The organism is Gardnerella sp. DNF01141, from assembly GCF_049244255.1.
Classification (GTDB): Bacteria; Actinomycetota; Actinomycetes; order Actinomycetales; family Bifidobacteriaceae; genus Bifidobacterium; species Bifidobacterium vaginale_E.
On record NZ_CP058391.1, the window covers coordinates 445,377 to 461,723 of the forward strand.

At 42.7% G+C, this 16,347-nt stretch carries 11 protein-coding genes; 8 read left to right on the plus strand and 3 right to left on the minus strand.

Annotated features, from left to right (window positions below):
- Nucleotides 1-11: 11 nt before the first annotated feature.
- The 3 genes from purF (at nucleotide 12) to purD (ending at nucleotide 3,904) form a co-directional block, all read left to right on the plus strand.
- Entirely contained in the window at nucleotides 12-1,499 is a 1,488-nt protein-coding gene (purF, locus tag HXT35_RS01670; RefSeq protein ID WP_004126980.1) for an amidophosphoribosyltransferase, read from the plus strand.
- Between the two features lie 80 nt (nucleotides 1,500-1,579).
- On the plus strand, nucleotides 1,580-2,614 hold the full coding sequence (purM, locus tag HXT35_RS01675) for a phosphoribosylformylglycinamidine cyclo-ligase (protein ID WP_004126978.1): 1,035 nt from the start codon (nucleotides 1,580-1,582) through the stop codon (nucleotides 2,612-2,614).
- Between the two features lie 18 nt (nucleotides 2,615-2,632).
- Nucleotides 2,633-3,904, plus strand: coding sequence for a phosphoribosylamine--glycine ligase (gene purD / locus HXT35_RS01680; protein WP_004126975.1), 1,272 nt, complete (start codon nucleotides 2,633-2,635; stop codon nucleotides 3,902-3,904).
- A 209-nt stretch (nucleotides 3,905-4,113) separates the two neighbouring features.
- On the opposite strand, the gene HXT35_RS01685 is transcribed toward purD, so the two are convergent.
- Nucleotides 4,114-6,243 (minus strand): LTA synthase family protein, encoded by a 2,130-nt coding sequence (locus HXT35_RS01685; protein ID WP_004126972.1) that lies wholly within the window; start codon nucleotides 6,241-6,243, stop codon nucleotides 4,114-4,116.
- 340 nt (nucleotides 6,244-6,583) lie between these two features.
- Between HXT35_RS01685 and HXT35_RS01690 the strand changes: the two genes are divergently transcribed.
- The 5 genes from HXT35_RS01690 (at nucleotide 6,584) to HXT35_RS01710 (ending at nucleotide 12,887) form a co-directional block, all read left to right on the plus strand.
- The gene (locus tag HXT35_RS01690; protein WP_032843396.1) at nucleotides 6,584-7,972 is read left to right on the plus strand and encodes an alpha/beta hydrolase-fold protein; all 1,389 of its coding nucleotides are present in this window, start codon (nucleotides 6,584-6,586) and stop codon (nucleotides 7,970-7,972) included.
- Nucleotide 7,973: 1 nt separating this feature from the next.
- Nucleotides 7,974-10,721 (plus strand): bifunctional lysylphosphatidylglycerol flippase/synthetase MprF, encoded by a 2,748-nt coding sequence (locus HXT35_RS01695; RefSeq protein ID WP_421788248.1) that lies wholly within the window; start codon nucleotides 7,974-7,976, stop codon nucleotides 10,719-10,721.
- A gap of 114 nt (nucleotides 10,722-10,835) precedes the next feature.
- Complete coding sequence (purE, locus tag HXT35_RS01700) at nucleotides 10,836-11,300, plus strand: 5-(carboxyamino)imidazole ribonucleotide mutase (protein ID WP_419185102.1); 465 nt, start codon at nucleotides 10,836-10,838, stop codon at nucleotides 11,298-11,300.
- The gene (purK, locus tag HXT35_RS01705; RefSeq protein WP_004126958.1) at nucleotides 11,284-12,486 is read left to right on the plus strand and encodes a 5-(carboxyamino)imidazole ribonucleotide synthase; all 1,203 of its coding nucleotides are present in this window, start codon (nucleotides 11,284-11,286) and stop codon (nucleotides 12,484-12,486) included. Before purE ends, purK begins: the two co-directional genes overlap by 17 nt.
- Nucleotides 12,483-12,887, plus strand: coding sequence for a Fur family transcriptional regulator (locus tag HXT35_RS01710; protein ID WP_004126956.1), 405 nt, complete (start codon nucleotides 12,483-12,485; stop codon nucleotides 12,885-12,887). Before purK ends, HXT35_RS01710 begins: the two co-directional genes overlap by 4 nt.
- Here the strand turns inward: HXT35_RS01710 and HXT35_RS01715 are convergent.
- The gene (locus tag HXT35_RS01715; RefSeq protein ID WP_004126952.1) at nucleotides 12,833-13,888 is read right to left on the minus strand and encodes a class C sortase; all 1,056 of its coding nucleotides are present in this window, start codon (nucleotides 13,886-13,888) and stop codon (nucleotides 12,833-12,835) included. The genes HXT35_RS01710 and HXT35_RS01715 overlap by 55 nt on opposite strands.
- Nucleotides 13,889-14,397: 509 nt before the next feature.
- A complete protein-coding gene (locus HXT35_RS01720; protein ID WP_004126947.1) occupies nucleotides 14,398-16,164 on the minus strand; it encodes a SpaH/EbpB family LPXTG-anchored major pilin in 1,767 nt (588 codons plus the stop codon).
- Nucleotides 16,165-16,347 lie beyond the last annotated feature (183 nt).

Sequence of the window (16,347 nt, forward strand, 5' to 3'; positions counted from 1 at the left end):
GGGGGTTAAAGATGTCTGCAGAGCTTGAGGACATTCACGAAGAGTGCGGAGTGTTTGGTGTTTGGGGTCACAAAGATGCTTCCAGGCTCACTTATTTTGGCTTGCATGCGCTTCAGCATCGCGGCCAAGAGGGAGCTGGAATAGTATCTAACGATAACGGCACTCTTCACGGACATCGCGGACTAGGCCTACTTACGCAAGTTTTTAGCAACGAGCAGGTTATGGAACGTTTAACAGGAAATCGTGCTATTGGCCATGTGCGTTACGCTACTGCAGGATCTGGAAGTGTTGATAACATTCAACCTTTCTTATTCCGCTTCCACGATGGAGATGCAGCTTTAGCTCATAACGGAAATTTGACGAATTGCACAAGCTTACGCAATTCTTTAGAAGACAATGGCGCTATTATCCACTCAAATTCCGACACTGAAATACTAATGCACTTAATTAGACGCTCTAATAAACCAACTTTTATGGAACGTCTTAAAGAAGCGTTACTAACTGTTCACGGCGGATTTGCTTACCTGCTTCTTACAGAAGATTCTTTAATTGGCGCTACGGATCCAAACGGCTTCCGCCCGCTTGCTCTTGGTCGCATGCAAAACGGCGCCTACGTTCTTTCTTCTGAAACTTGCGCTTTTGATATTGTTCGCGCCGAATTTATTCGAGATATTGAGCCTGGAGAAATAATCGTTATTAACGACGAAGGCTACACGATTGAGCGCTACACGGATCATGTGCAACAAGCAGTGTGCTCAATGGAGTTTATTTACTTTGCTCGCCCAGATTCTAATATTTACGGAATTAACGTGCATGCTGCAAGAAAGCGCATGGGATCTCGTTTAGCTCAAGAATCCCCTGTTGAAGCAGACATGGTTATTGGAGTTCCTAACTCTTCTCTTTCTGCAGCCGCAGGATACGCAGAAGCAAGTGGCCTTCCTAACGAAATGGGATTAATAAAAAACCAGTATGTAGCTCGCACTTTTATTCAGCCAACTCAAGAATTGCGTGAGCAGGGTGTGCGCATGAAACTTTCTGCTGTGCGCAGTGTTGTTGAAGGAAAACGCGTTATTGTTATTGACGATTCAATCGTGCGCGGCACAACTTCTAAGCGCATTGTGCAATTGCTTCGAGAAGCTGGCGCTAAAGAAGTGCATATGCGTATTTCTTCCCCACCTCTTAAATATCCTTGCTTCTACGGTATTGATATTCAAACAACTAAAGAACTTATTGCAGCAAAACATTCAGTTGAGGAGATTCGCGAGTATATTAACGCCGATTCCTTAGCGTTCCTGTCTTTGGACGGTTTAGTTGACTCAATTGGGTTAAATAAGCCTGCTCCTTATGGCGGATTGTGTGTTGCATACTTTAATGGCGACTACCCTACTGCACTTGACGATTACGGAGAAGAATTCTTGGCTTCACTTACTACTGAAGAACGCGAGCATCTGCAGGAAGTAAGGAAACACAGTAAATATTCACACGAAAACCTTATATAACTTAATATTTTACTTATTTACGGCAATTTATTAACAAATATTTAAGAAAATACGTATAACAATTTAGGAAAGGAATCAACATGCCGCACGCATATGATGAAGCTGGCGTAAGCGTAGAAGCAGGATACGAAGTAGTACGTCGTATTAAATCACATGTGAATCGCACGAAGCGTCCAGGCGTTATGGGCGGCATCGGCGGATTCGGCGGCTTATTTGATTTAGCATCACTCGGCTACAAAGAGCCAGTGCTGATTTCTGGCACGGATGGCGTTGGAACCAAGCTTATGGTTGCCAAAATGATGAATAAGCACGATACAATCGGCATTGATTGCGTTGCTATGTGCGTAAACGATATTGCAGCACAAGGCGCAGAACCACTGTTCTTCCTTGACTACATTGCTTGCGGAAAAAATAATCCTGCACTACTTGAGCAGGTTGTTGCAGGAGTTGCAGACGGTTGCGTGCAATCAGAAGCAGGCTTAATTGGCGGCGAAACTGCTGAAATGCCTGGAATGTATGCAGAGGACGAGTACGATCTTGCAGGTTTTGCAGTTGGCGTTGCAGAACGCTCAAATATTGTTGACGGATCCACAATCACCACTGGCGACGTTCTAATAGGCTTGCCTTCTTCTGGAGTTCACTCGAACGGTTTCTCGCTTGTGCGTAAAGCTTTGTTTGAAGAAGCAGGCTACGACGTAAACACCAAACTTGAAGAGCTAGATGGAAAAACTATTGGCGAAGTTCTGCTCGAACCTACGCGAATTTATGTAAAAGCTTTGAAACCGCTTTTTGCAAAGCATCTTATTAAGGGAGTGGCTCACATTACAGGCGGCGGATTTATTGAGAATATTCCACGCATGTACGCTGACGGTTTGGCTGCAAAAATCGATACGTCAAGCTGGAATGTTCCGCCTATTTTTGACGTTATTGAAAAAGCTGGAAACGTTAATCATGCAGAAATGTTCAATGTTTTTAACATGGGAATCGGCATGATTTTGGCGGTTGATAAAAACAAGGCCGAAGAAGCACTTAGCACACTAAGCGAAAATAACGAAACAGCTTATGTTATTGGCAAAATGATTGAGCGCGAAAACGCTGCAGTTGAGTTGCAATAAAACTATAAAGGACAGAAAATGAAAGTTTTAGTTGTTGGTTCCGGCGCTAGAGAACACGCTATTGCACACGCACTTCTTAAAGGCAAAAGCGTTGAAGAAGTAACGGTTGCGCCTGGAAACCCGGGTATTGCAGCAGATGGAATTAAAACCGTAAACATTAGTCAGTCGGATCACGAAGCTCTTATTAACTTCGTTAAAGAGCACAACTACGACTTTGCGTTTATTGGCCCAGAAGTGCCGCTTATGAACGGAATCGTGGACGATTTTGAAGCCAATAACATTCCCGCTTTTGGCCCAAACAAGGCGGCGGCTCAAATCGAAGGCTCTAAGGATTTTGCAAAAAAGCTTATGCATCGCCACAACGTTCCAACAGCAGCCTACCAAACTTTTGACGCTTTAGAACCAGCACGCGCATACGTGCTTGAGCATGGTGCTCCAATTGTTATTAAAGCCGACGGTTTAGCAGCAGGAAAAGGCGTAACTGTTGCAATGGACGAGCAAACCGCAATTGAAGCTTTGGAAGATATTTTCGTTGATCACCGTTTTGGTCAAGCCGGAGCAAAAGTTGTTATTGAAGAATTTTTGCAAGGACAAGAGTTTTCGCTTATGAGCTTTGTAAGCGGCACTGATTTTTGGGTTATGCCAATTTCACAAGATCATAAGCGCGCCTACGATGGCGATAAAGGACCAAACACTGGCGGAATGGGAGCTTATAGCCCTGTGCCACAAATCAGTAGCGAAACTGTTAAGCGCGCTATTGACGAGATTGTGCGACCAACTGTTGAAGGCTTAGCTAAAGAAGGAACGCCTTTTACAGGCATACTTTACGCAGGTTTGATTGATACAGCTTCGGGTCCTAAAGTTATTGAGTTTAACGCTCGATTTGGAGACCCAGAAACAGAAGTTGTGCTTCCTCGCCTTACTTCAGATTTTGGTGCAGCTATATGGAATATTTTGCAGCATAAAACACCAACTTTTACTTGGAAGAATAGCGGTGTTACGCTCGGCGTAATAATTGCAAGCGAAGGCTACCCTGGAACTTTAGTTACTGGAACTCCACTTCCGCACATTCCTGTTGATGAAAATCAAGGTCAGCACGTGTATTATGCAGGAGTTAAAAGCCAGGAAGAAACCGGCAATCTCGCGACTTCTTCCGGACGCGTAGCGCTTGTACAAGTGCACGGAGAAGACGTAGAAGATGCGCAAAAGAAGGTCTACGCAATATTGGACAATCTTAATCTTCCACACATGTTCTTTAGGCACGACATAGCTTCAAAAGCGCTTAAATAACCACATAAGCTATAAACTTTTTGTTTAGTGTGGCGCGAGTTTTGGGGGATTTCTCTCCTCGCACGTCCCGTCCTTCGGGCGCTCTGGCTGTTAAAGGCGCTTATTGTGTTCGCCTATCTTTAAAGAATGTAGCTTCTCAGTCCTCTTTTAGTGCTCGTAGAGAAATCCCCCAAACTCTGCATGCTAATTCGCTAATAACCGTGCCTTATCTACGGCATAGTAAAGAAGTTAGTGTTGCGAGTGTAGTTCTTTCCGGCTGTAACATCGTACTGTATAAGCTTATAGTCGTCCAAAAGCTGCTTAGTTTGCTCATCCATTGCTGAGTAAACCATTGGTCTGCCGTCGTGATCAAGGTAAATTGGTTGACCCTCAGGGATTCTATCCCAGCCTTGAATTGTGTTAACAACAGGCGGCTCCATTGCACTAATATGCTTATGAAGCTTTGTAAGGAAAGCAACATACGGCGAAACCTTAGCGTTCATATGACGCGCAACCTGGGAAATAAAGAAGTTTGGAGAAGAATAAGCTTCTGTTTTTGCGTTAATCTTCTTAGAAGATTTAAGATTTTCTTTAGCAGCCTTATTTGACCAAATAAAGTAATCTGTTAAATGCAAAATAAGAGAATTATTCTTATCCGCACTAGCTGTAGAGTATGCTCCAGGAAGATGATCACCATAGAACAATACGGTTACAGGCTTATTGAGTTTGTTCAGATTATTAAGGAACTTAGAAGTTGCTTTATCCGTATAATTTGCGCCTTTAGCGTATGTTTGAATAATAGAAGCCTCTTCCTCACCCAAAGGCTTGCTTGAATCAGTAGAAGACACCTTAAAATCATTATTCTTATACCAATCGTTATAAGGCATATGATTTTGCATTGTAACAAGCTGAATAAAATCAGGAGAAGACTTGCGCGAAATAGATTCTAAAACGCTGGAATACGCGGAATCATCCGACACGTACGGCGCTAAATCAATACGCTTCTGATACTTAATAACATCCGGCTTGCGCAAAGAATAGAACTTAGTAAAACCGAACTTCTTATAATTCTTAGCGCGCAAATACATGGAAGGCTCAAACGGGTGGAAAGCAAAAGAGCTTTTACCATCGTTCCAATAACGGTTTATTGTTGGAGTCCACGACTTTTTAGGAACTAGCTGCTGATACGGGCTTGTAAGCGAAGGATCAAAATTAACCATGCTTAAACCGGTCATAGTCATGTATTCAAGATTTGCTGTTCCTCCGCCGTAGCCAGAAGAAAGCATAAGACCGCTATCCGTATTCTTTTTCACACTGTCAATAAAAGGAATAATCGCCTTATTAAAAGAAATTCCAGGAACGCGTGAAGGATTTGCAAAAGATTCGGAAAGAATAACAATAAGAGTGCTGTTATTTATTTTATTCTTACGAGAAGCGTTAAGTTTGTTAGCTGCTTTCTCGTAGCGAGCTACCACTTGTTTCATGGTTTCTTCGCTATAGTTTGCAGGCTTCGACATGATTTTTGGATTAACCTGCCTAGTAAAAGCAACTATTGGTCCGTTAAGTTGCGCATCGTAAGCAGAATCCCACATTGCAGGACGGTCGCCCATAAATTGGTTAAAAGAATTAGCAACAGAACCAACAGTGCCAACAGAAGCAACATACCACGAGAAGGATGCGAAAATCAGCACAAAAATTCCAGCTCGCACACCGTAGCGCAAACGCTTGTCTTCAAACCAAACTACTTTTCCACGGTTCTTATCTAATAAATGAATCGTCATAAAAACTACAACGAAAATAATCACGCAAATTATTGCGTATAAAGTAACGCGAGCAGCATTAGGCGGCAAAAATGTTGAAATATTGCCGGTATCGCTTTGCAAAAAATTCAGGTCAGCAGGAAGAATTGCCTCATTTCGCACAAAAATCTTCATGTACTCAATAATCGAAATAATTATGCAAAGAGACAGCAAAACCATTGAAGTAAGCCAAAAACGGTTAGTAAGAATAATAATTAATCCATAAATAACCGCAAAAATAAGCAAATTAAGCACAAATATGAAGTTTAAATTTTCCCAAATGTTGCTGAACATTCGCGTAATATTTTCAATCAGACCATTCAAAACCTGGCTGCGAGAGCCTGTTTGCACGCCCATCTGAAAAATAACCATCATTCCAACGCTATTTAGAACGAAAAATACTATATAAAGCCAGCGCGGAATAGCTATTTGATGCTTATTTAATATCTTTAGCAAAGATGAAAAGAAATTTTTGGAATTACTCTGCTCTTTAGAGTCTTCCCCCTTATAGTCACCCTCTTCCTTCTCGCTTTTTGAAGACTCCAGCGCAATTTCATCCATAATAATTCCAATCGTTCCTAGCTAAACGAATCCTTATACATGCACAATAATTGATTATTGTAGTTATTGCTATCGTCATACTTGCATATTTATTAGTACAAGTAGCTCGACATGCTGATATTTTTCATACTTCCGGTGGATTACAATATATGTTTCGGCAACTACGATTAGAACAGTAAAAACTATAAAAATAGAACAGCAAAAACTATAAAAACTAAAGCAAATATTAAGAAAAAATTAAGATACATAAACTATATTTCAGTTGGGTGAAATATTGCGAGTATCGTTCACTTTAAAAGTTGTTTGCACGTAGTTAAGCAAGAAAGTGTAGGATTCAAGCATGCTGCAATTGGCAAAAATAAGTCTTTTGCAAGGCTGGTTACCAACAAGCTTATTTAGTTTAACCGGCTTAACTTTATTCGTGCTGATTTTCACTAAATCAAAACGCTCAAAACACTTATTTAGCATAATAAACCTGCTTATACAGCTAGGTGTTGCAAGCATATTTTTCATAGTTGGCGGATTAATTGCTTGGCTAATTTCAGACGTATTCCTTGTGTTTGGAGTAAGCCTTGGTTGGCTTGTTATTATTTGCGTTGCAATAGGATTTGCTCTTGTTGGCTTTGCTGGCACAGCATTCGTGTTCACTAAAGGTTGGAAACGACTAGTTGCTGTTATTGCTATTGTTTTAACTCTTATTAGCACAGCTTTAAGAGTTGATATGGTTTACGGTGAATACACAACACTTGGATCAATTTTTGGAATGGGTAATTTCCCAAAGCTTGAGGTTAATAAGGAAAAATCTGCTACTGCAAGCATTGAAGAATGGTACAGTTTAGCAAAACAAAATAAGCTTCCAAAAATGCCTAAAAAAGGTATTCTTCGCTCAGCACACATTCCTAACACATACTCAAAGTTCAAAGCTCGCACAGCAAACGTTTATTTGCCTCCTGCAGCGCTTGTAAAGCATCCACCAAAGCTTCCAGTTATGGTTATGCTAGCAGGACAGCCCGGTAGCCCAAATCACTTCTTTGCAGCCAGCGACATTGCTGAAACTTTAGACGATTACGCAAAATCTCATAAAGGCTTAGCTCCTATTGTTGTAGCCCCAGATCAAAACGGTGAAGCGACACATAACTCACTTTGTGCAGATACTGGAGTTTACGGCAAAGCAGAAACGTATTTAATTCGCGACGTGCCTAACTGGATTCGCAAAAATCTTCCAGTAAGCAAAGACCCAAGCATGTGGCTTATGGGAGGCTTTTCTCAAGGCGGAACTTGCGCTACTCAATTAGTTCCAGCGCATCCGAATATTTTTAGAAGCATGTATTCTGCCGGCGGCGAACTAGAACCAACGTATCAAAACCGTCAAGAAACAATTAAACGCTACTTTAACGGAAATACTTCAGCATACGAGCGTCACGTTCCTAGTAAAATAATGCGAAAAAACGCTCCGCTAAAACAAAACTATTATGCTATTGCCGGCTATTGGGATCCTAAATCTCAAGCAAATCAGGCGACTATTGCTTTAAGCGCACACAGCGCAGGTATTAACGTTTTAACAATGCTCGCTAAAAATTCTGGACACGATTGGCATACAGTAAAAGCAGGATTGAAAGTAGTTCTTGATCTTTTCTGCAAGCAAACAGGCATTTCAAAAACTGTTCCAAATCTAAATACGTATCCGAATGTAAAAATTCTTGTTCATAAAAAAGTGAATCGAGACTAATATGGCACTGTCTTTTTTCAATAAGCATAAGCTCAGAAGCCAGGAAGATGGTCAACAAAAAAGCTTAGACCGTAGCAGCAATCAAACATCTAGCCATATTAGAGTTTTTCTGCACGACTTTATTTCCTGGCTTCGCCAGCGCGTTTTTGCTCTTACAATCACATGCATTTTTATTGTTATAAATTTCGCACATTGGTTTACAAGAACATTAATGCACATATACACTTACGGCACAAACGCAACTCTTGCGCAACTTTTTATGCGACACCATCCCTCAAAAGGATCTAGCTTCCTCTTCGGCCACGCAAACATGTCGGAGCTGCTGCTAAAAATCTGCCACTCGCTTGTTTTCGTAAACAGCATGCCTTCACTTTTAGTCAACTGTTTCCTCGTTATTATTCTCATAGGCGTTGCAGAAACTCGCATAAGCAGACTTCGTATTGTTTCTATTGCTGTATCTAGTACGCTAATTGGAATAGTTGTTGGACTGACGATTATTGGCAATCTTTCTATGCTTATTAGCAACATGCACTGGATTACTAGAATCCCTATAAGATTGTCTCCATTTACGCTGTTTATTGGCGCTTTTATGGCATCTTCGGCAAACGAATCGATTTTGTGGCATAGACGAATGCTTGTAATCGGCTACGCTGTTACTTCTGCAATGATGCTTTATAGTGGAAACCCTGGCGACTATTGCACTATTATTGCTGCTTTTACAGGCCATATTATTGGCAATATTGTGTGCAAACCAAAGGGAATAAAGCATAACGTAAACTGGTGGGAAGGCACAGATTACGAGATTCGAAAGCTTTTTGCATACGCTCAAGGAATTATTGCTCTTGGACCATTATTAGCATTATCTTCGCGCTCACACGCCGGCATTCTTACAACTCTTGGACTGTTTATGTCTCCGCAAATGGGTTCAAAGCCGTGGATTACTCGCTGCATTAGCAATTACAGTGCAAATAGTTGCTTGCTTCATTCTGGATTGCATCACGCGACTATTGGCGGAGTGTGGATTCGTATTCTTCTGCCAATTGTAACTATGCTGATTGTTGCGTGGGGAATGTTACGCGGACGTAAGCTTGCAGCATGGACTTCCATTGTTATTAACGCAATTACTGTGCTTTATGCTGGAATGTACTTCACAATTTTGCCGCTTATTGCAACAAATCAGCATATTTCAATACACCAGAATAATGCTGTTGCTGTTGCGTTTATGCTTACCGCTCTTCCGCCTCTGCTTATGACTATTCTTCTTGCTATTAATCTTAAGCATTTTTCGATTACTACAAGCCGTTTTCAAGTTCGCGTAGGATTAGTCGCAATTATTGTAACGCTGTGGATTACAGCTGTAGGCTACGTAACTTTTGGCCTTATGATAGCAGACAACTTTAAGCCTATTGCAAATATTCATCATCTTTTGCGAGATTTACCTGGACGATGGATGCCTATGGGCTTTGGAAACCGTTCTAACGCAATGCTTCGCACGGAAACACCACTATCTTCCATATTAGCGCAATCTGTTGGCGTAATATTTTGGGCTGTTCTTTTTATAGTTTGCTTTACATGGTTTAGAAGCAAAATTTCAACCAACGAAAAAGATAGAGAAAAAGCAAGCTCACTTGTGGAACTTGGCGGAAACACTATGAGCTTCATGACCACTTGGCCAAATAACCATTATTGGTTCTCCCCAAGCGGAAAATCCGCAATCGCATACCGCTTAAGCTACGATATTGCACTTACTCTTACCGGGCCGTTTGGAGATTCCAAAGAATATAAGCAAGATCTTCGTGGATTTATTAGCTTATGCGAAAAAAATTCGTGGTCTCCAGCATTTTACGCAGTTCATGAGAATGTGCGTCAAGAGTTAGAAAAGCTTGGTTTTACGTCTATTAAAGTTGGAACAGATATGCTTGTAGACCCAAGTAAGTGGCAGACTCGCGGAAAAAAATGGCAAGATATTCGTACCGCTATCAATAAAGCAAAACGAGATGGAATAAGCGATATTTTAACAACATATAAACAAGCTTCTTTTGACGTTCAGCAGCAGATTGTTGAAATTTCGGAAGAGTGGGCTGAGCTTAAATCCCTTCCGGAAATGAAATTTACTTTGGGTGGTTTGGATGAGCTTCAAGACGAGCGCGTAAAAATACTGTACGCAATCGACGAAAATGAACGCGTACTGGGCGTAACAAGCTGGATGCCTACTTATAGAAATCATAAAATTATTGGCTGGACGCTTGATTTTATGCGACATCGCACAGATAGTCCAAACGGAATTATGGAATTGCTGATTGCAAGAATGGCAGAACGCTTGCGCGACGAGGGATTAGAAAATCCTGAATCTGCCGTGGAATTTATGAGCTTATCTGCAGCACCTTTGGCAGGAATAGGCGAAAACGCAGACAGTAAAAATGCAGAAAGCGAAAGCTCAGAAAGCGAAAGCTCAGAAAGCGAAAACGCAACAATAGCAGATTCTCAACAATCTTCAAATGTTATTAACCATGCTCTGGCAATGATGTCCGATATTTTGGAACCTGCTTACGGATTCAAATCGCTTTACTTCTTCAAAAAGAAGTTCCAGCCGGAAGCTAGCTCAGTTTACGTATGCTATTTGGATTCTGCAAAACTTGCACAAATATCTTTGGCTGTAACACACGCTTACTTACCTGAAGCTAGTGCAAAACAAATCTTGGAAATGGCTAAATCATTACGGCCAAAAACACGTGAACTTAACAAATAATTTGTTAAGTTTTGCATAAAACTTCGGCGAGTTCTCCCTAGTGTTGCGTAAAGTAGCAATTGCACGTCAGGGAGGTTCATCGTGTTAGAAATAAAGCCAACCGTTGCTGTCGTCATGGGATCCTCAAGCGATTGGGAAACTATGCGTAACGCTTGTGAAATCCTAGATAAATTCCAAGTTCCTTACATGAAAAAAGTTATTTCTGCACATCGTACGCCAGAACTTATGGCAGACTTTGCGCACAATGCTCGTAAAGAAGGATTCCATATTATTATTGCCGGAGCAGGTGGAGCAGCTCACTTGCCTGGAATGATCGCAGCACAAACCACACTTCCTGTTATAGGCGTGCCAGTAAAATCTCACGCACTTTCGGGCTGGGATTCTTTGCTTTCCATTGTGCAAATGCCAGGAGGTATTCCTGTTGCAACAACTGCAGTTGGAAATTCTGGAGCAACAAACGCAGGTTTGCTTGCAGTAAGTATTCTAAGCACAACCGACGAGCGTCTTGCAGAAGAGCTCGCAACATATCGCGAAGAACTCAAAGCGAAAGTTGAGGAATCCAATGCCAACCTTATCTGAAGTAACTAACGGCGCTGTTGAACGCTTAATGCCAGGCTCTACTATTGGAATTATTGGCGGCGGCCAGTTAGGGCGCATGATGGCTATTGCAGCTCGCCACATGGGCTTTAGAATTGGCGTTCTTGACCCAACTCTTGACTGCCCAGTGTTCCAAGTAGCAGATTTGCAGGTTGAAGCTAATTACGACGACCCAGAAGGCTTGCGCGAACTTGCAGAACGTTGCGACGTACTAACATACGAGTTTGAAAACGTAAATGCGGATGCACTCGATAAAGTTCGTCATCTTACTGCTATTCCTCAAGGCACAGACTTGTTGCGAGTTACGCAAGATAGAGTAAGCGAAAAAACGTTTATTAATAGCCACGGAATCAAAACAGCCAAATGGCGCGAAGTAAATAATCTTGACGATTTAGATACTGCTATTGACGAAATAGGCTTGCCGGCGATTTTGAAAACTCGTCGAGGCGGCTACGACGGTCACGGTCAGGATGTTTTGCGCACAGAAGAAGACGTTGCAAATATTCACCACCGCGCAGATCGCGGCGGCAAATTCCCACCTTCAATTCTAGAAGGTTTTGTTGATTTTGCTTTTGAAGCTTCTATTCTTGTTTCCGGAAACGGCAAAGACTTTGTAACGTATCCGCTTGTAAAAAACGTGCATCACAATAGTATTTTGCACATGACCTTGGCTCCGGCAGTAGTTGATCCACAAGTTGAGCATGCAGCGCACGAATTAGCTTTAAGATTAGCTCGCGGATTTGAGCTCGCAGGAACGTTAGGAATTGAGCTTTTTATTACTAAAGATAATCAAGTAGTAGTAAACGAGCTTGCTCCACGTCCACACAATTCCGGACATTATACGATTGAAGCTTGCGATATGGATCAGTTCGAAGCTCATATTCGAGGAATTGTTGGATGGCCTTTAAAGAAGCCTTGCCTACTTTCCCCTGCTGTTATGGTAAATGTGCTCGGACAGCATGTGGCTCCTGTGCGCTCACTTATTTTAGAGCACCCAGAATGGCACGTGCACGACTACGGCAAAGCGGAAGTTAGAAAAAACCGCAAAATGGGTCATATTACAGTACTAAGCGACGACCCAGTTGAAGCCGCAGCAGCATTAGATTCAACAGGCTGCTGGGATGACGAACTTGAATACTGTGATGAACAACGAAAGGATTCGAGATGACTAGCGAACCTGTACGTCGTCACACTCGACAAAAAGAAATCGTACTCTCCTATTTGCGCGAATCTCGCAATTTTGTTTCTGCACAAGATTTGCACAGACTTTTGGCAAAAGACGGCGAAATTATTGGCTTGGCTACAGTCTACCGTCAGCTTAACGCGCTAACTCAAAGCGGCGAAGTAGACACTGTGCGCTTTAACGGTCAGCAATTATTCCGCATTTGCGACGAAAACACACACCATCACCATTTAGTGTGCGAACGCTGCGGAAAAACAGTTGATATTGAGCCACCCGATGACGAAGGATGGATTCATAAAATAGCTGAATCTCACGGATACACTGTTGTTGATCACACGCTAGAAGTATTCGGCTTATGCGAAAACTGCCGCAATGAAGATAAGTAGCGCGCTAACAAACGCTCCGCATTAGACGCATTAGACGCATTAGGCAAATGCCTTCCGCGAATATTCCTCTTATTTTTGCGCGCGGAAATTGTTGCAACAATCATAGTAGTTAAAATCACAGCACACCCAACAAGCGCAATAACAAACAGCGTCATCCAAAGCGGCCACTGCAAATGATCGTCAGGCGGCTTAACAGGATCCGGCAGCACACGATACCCCGTTACCAGCAGCCTCTGCGAGTTCACACCGTACGGCGTGCAAGTAAGCAGCGTAGCCAAATCGCGCCCCTTCTCGCGCTGAATAAGCCTAATATCATTCGGGTCAACAACGCTAATGCGAAACACCCTATATCTTAAGGTTTTACCTTGCACATCAAAATAGAAGAAATCGCCTTTTTTAAGGTAGATTAAGTCGTCAAACATAGTTGCATGCGGCAAACCCGTATGCGCCGTAATAACAGCATGCCTGTTTTTGCCGCCAACTGGCAAATCCGTGCCATACAGGTGACCCGCGCCATACGCTAAAACATCCTGCGAACTGCCGTGATAAATAGGCAGCTTAACGCCAATCTTCGGGATTTTTACGATTCCCATAATCCCCATCGGCTCATCTAACTGCTTTTCATAATCCTTATACTCAGGCGTTTTCTTAAAATCTTCCGTGCCATTATAAGGGTCCGCCGTAAAAATCGCGCTGCGATGCGCGTTATACTCGCGCGCCTTATCTAAGTTAATTGCGCGCGCATCTTTAGGCTGCTCACGGCTAAGCTTGTCGTAAGCGGCAGAAAGCTGCTTAGACGCGTTATTATTCCACAGCGTAGAAGCCACTGGGTACGTGAAGCACAGAATTGCGGCGACAGCCAGCGCGATTGGTTCTAAAATGCGGCGAAGATGCGACTTAGGCTTTTTTGGCGTAGGCTCTGCTCCTGGTTTTGCTGCTAGTTTTGCTGTGGGTCGCTTGAAGAAAGCATATACTTTCGTAACAGCGCTGTTTAATTTCATGCTTCCTCGGTTCGTGTTTTTCTTATCTTTGATTTACTGATTTTTGAGTATCGTCTATGAGTTTTGACTGGTGTTTGGCTGGCGTGTTTTCTGAAGTGCTGTGAGAGATAGGAATTACTTATCTCGCAGCGCTACGCTCGTGTTTGCTGTTGCGCGAGTTTGTGGGGATTTCTTTCCTCGCACGTCCCGTCCTTCGGGCGCTCTTGCTGTTAAAGGCACTTAGTGTGTTCGCCTTTCTTAAAGAATGTAGCTTCTCAGTCCTCTTTTAGTGCTCGTAAAGAAATCCCCCAAACTCTGCATGCTAATTCGTTAATAACCGTGCTAATCGCAGAGATTTTTCGATTTTTCTTCTTCACTCGGCGAATCAGCAGCCTACGGCTCTGACGTTCGCCTCGCTCAGTGCGAAAAATCTCAAATCTCACCACACAAATATGAGTCTAGGATTTAGTTAAGTAAACCCTAGACTCACACTTTGCCATTAGACTACAAGACCAACTTTAGAAAGCGCATCAAGCGTTCTGCTGCTGCTCTTCTTCCTTGCGATTGCGCATGTACAGGAACACGCTAGCCGCAATCAAGCCCATGCCAGCAAGCGCAAACAGAATCACGCCAGCAGCACCAGTTGCAGGAAGGTTGAACCAAGATTCAATGTTGAGATCACTAATCTTGGTATTAGGGAAGTCAACTGTTGTTGTTTTTCCTTCCTCAACAGTTACACCTCTAACCTCATTAGCTAAAGCGTAATCAGTAGGAGCCTTAACCTCAACAAGGTAAATCATTTGACCAGCTAAAACCTTTTGATCAGTGTCAAATTTACCTTGATCGTTTGTGGTTCCAGTGAACTGCTTGGAAGCATTATCAGAGCACTCAGTAGGAATATCAGTACTATCAGCAGCGCGCTTAAGCAAAGCAGCCTTGCAAGCATCTGCTTTTTCTTCGGAGTTGAAAATCTTAAACTCAGCTCCTTGAAGCTTGGTGGCAGGAGTCTTCTTATCGTGCTTATTTACCTGAAGGTAGCCAAGCTTAACGGTAGAAGTACCTTTACCATCATCGCCAGACACGATTGGGTCTGGATCCTTAGTGGCGTTATCTGGATGAGACTTAAAGAAGCCAGACTTGTTCTTAATCTCTTTCTTGTCAGTATCATTCTTATAGGAATCACTTAACTTGAGCGAAACTGTAACATGAACCTTAGGCTCAGTTCCAGTCTTTGCCTTGTTCAAAGCATCGGCAATTTTGCCCAAGCCATCTTCAGTGAACTTAACCAAGATACGCGTGTGTTGGGCTGCGAGATTATTGTCGTCTCCATCAGTTGTAATAGCCGCTGCAGTATCGTTCTTCTTTATTTCAACGGTGTAATCCGTGTCCTTCGTAAGAGCATCATTAACACCATCAACAGTCACAGACTTAACAGCAGTGTCCGCCGTAATAGTTTCAAACGCCTCGGTTGGAGCGTCATCGAATACAGCATAATCCTGAATGCTCTTTGCATCCAAAGTTCCAGCAGGATGATTCACTTCCGCACTAATCTTGTAGTCAAAAGTATCCTTAACCGAAACGGCGTTGCTACCTGTTTCGGTGCTGAAAACCTTTGTTATTGCGCTAGAAAGATCCTTGTTCTTAATCTTTACAACAGGATTGTAGTTGTAGTTTGTATCGACTTTGTTGGCATCATCCTTATTTTTCGTACGCTCAATCTGCGGCAAAGTCATATAGAACACAGTCATGTCGTTTGCGCCGTAGTTGCCAGCAGGCATCTTGGTTTCTTCAACCTTGTAGAAGCCGAGAGCAACGTTTTCGAACTTTGCTTCGCCGTTGGCACCAACGGTTTGAGTCTTTATATTGTTTGAATTCTTATCAAGATTAATCTTTGCTTCGCCTTCTTTGCCGCGGTTCAAAGCGTCGATTGTTCCAGCAATTTTGGCCCAAATTTCTTCCTTCTTGAAAGCTTCAGCATTAAGCTCAGTATCGCCAATCTTCTTGATTGGTGTAAGCTTAAATTCAGCGCCTGTAAGTGGCTTGTGACCAGACTCGCACTTAGATTGGCCTTGGGAATCAGCAACCACCTTTGCATCGCAATTGACGATTGTAATAGTACCAGTTGTTTTAGTATTCTTCTTATCCCACGGAGCATTAGCTGTAACAGAGCCTTGGCGAATTGGAGGCCCACCAGCCCACGCAACGCCGGCCATGGTTACGGCGCCAGCAACGCACAGCGTGCCAGCCATCGCGAGCGACGCAATCGCCGCAACGCACTTTTTGGTTAGTTTATTCATCATTTCTCCTTTAATCGCGCCCCTAAGAGCTGTTTGAAATAAGCTACTTTGTGTTTTGTAGCTTGTGTTTTGTGTGTTTGCGTACCGATTGAGCCTTGTTGGCGTACCCATTCGGCACTTGTTTTTGTTTTTGTTTTTGTTTTTGACTACCTGGAATATTTCTCTGGAATATTTCTCTGCAAT

Coding starts and splice junctions, on each gene's coding strand:
- purF (WP_004126980.1), top strand. CDS start 12: ATGTCTGCAGAGCTTGAGGACATTCACGAAGAGTGCGGAGTGTTTGGT.
- purM (WP_004126978.1), top strand. CDS start 1,580: ATGCCGCACGCATATGATGAAGCTGGCGTAAGCGTAGAAGCAGGATAC.
- purD (WP_004126975.1), top strand. CDS start 2,633: ATGAAAGTTTTAGTTGTTGGTTCCGGCGCTAGAGAACACGCTATTGCA.
- HXT35_RS01685 (WP_004126972.1), bottom strand. CDS start 6,243: ATGGATGAAATTGCGCTGGAGTCTTCAAAAAGCGAGAAGGAAGAGGGT.
- HXT35_RS01690 (WP_032843396.1), top strand. CDS start 6,584: ATGCTGCAATTGGCAAAAATAAGTCTTTTGCAAGGCTGGTTACCAACA.
- HXT35_RS01695 (WP_421788248.1), top strand. CDS start 7,974: ATGGCACTGTCTTTTTTCAATAAGCATAAGCTCAGAAGCCAGGAAGAT.
- purE (WP_419185102.1), top strand. CDS start 10,836: ATGGGATCCTCAAGCGATTGGGAAACTATGCGTAACGCTTGTGAAATC.
- purK (WP_004126958.1), top strand. CDS start 11,284: ATGCCAACCTTATCTGAAGTAACTAACGGCGCTGTTGAACGCTTAATG.
- HXT35_RS01710 (WP_004126956.1), top strand. CDS start 12,483: ATGACTAGCGAACCTGTACGTCGTCACACTCGACAAAAAGAAATCGTA.
- HXT35_RS01715 (WP_004126952.1), bottom strand. CDS start 13,888: ATGAAATTAAACAGCGCTGTTACGAAAGTATATGCTTTCTTCAAGCGA.
- HXT35_RS01720 (WP_004126947.1), bottom strand. CDS start 16,164: ATGAATAAACTAACCAAAAAGTGCGTTGCGGCGATTGCGTCGCTCGCG.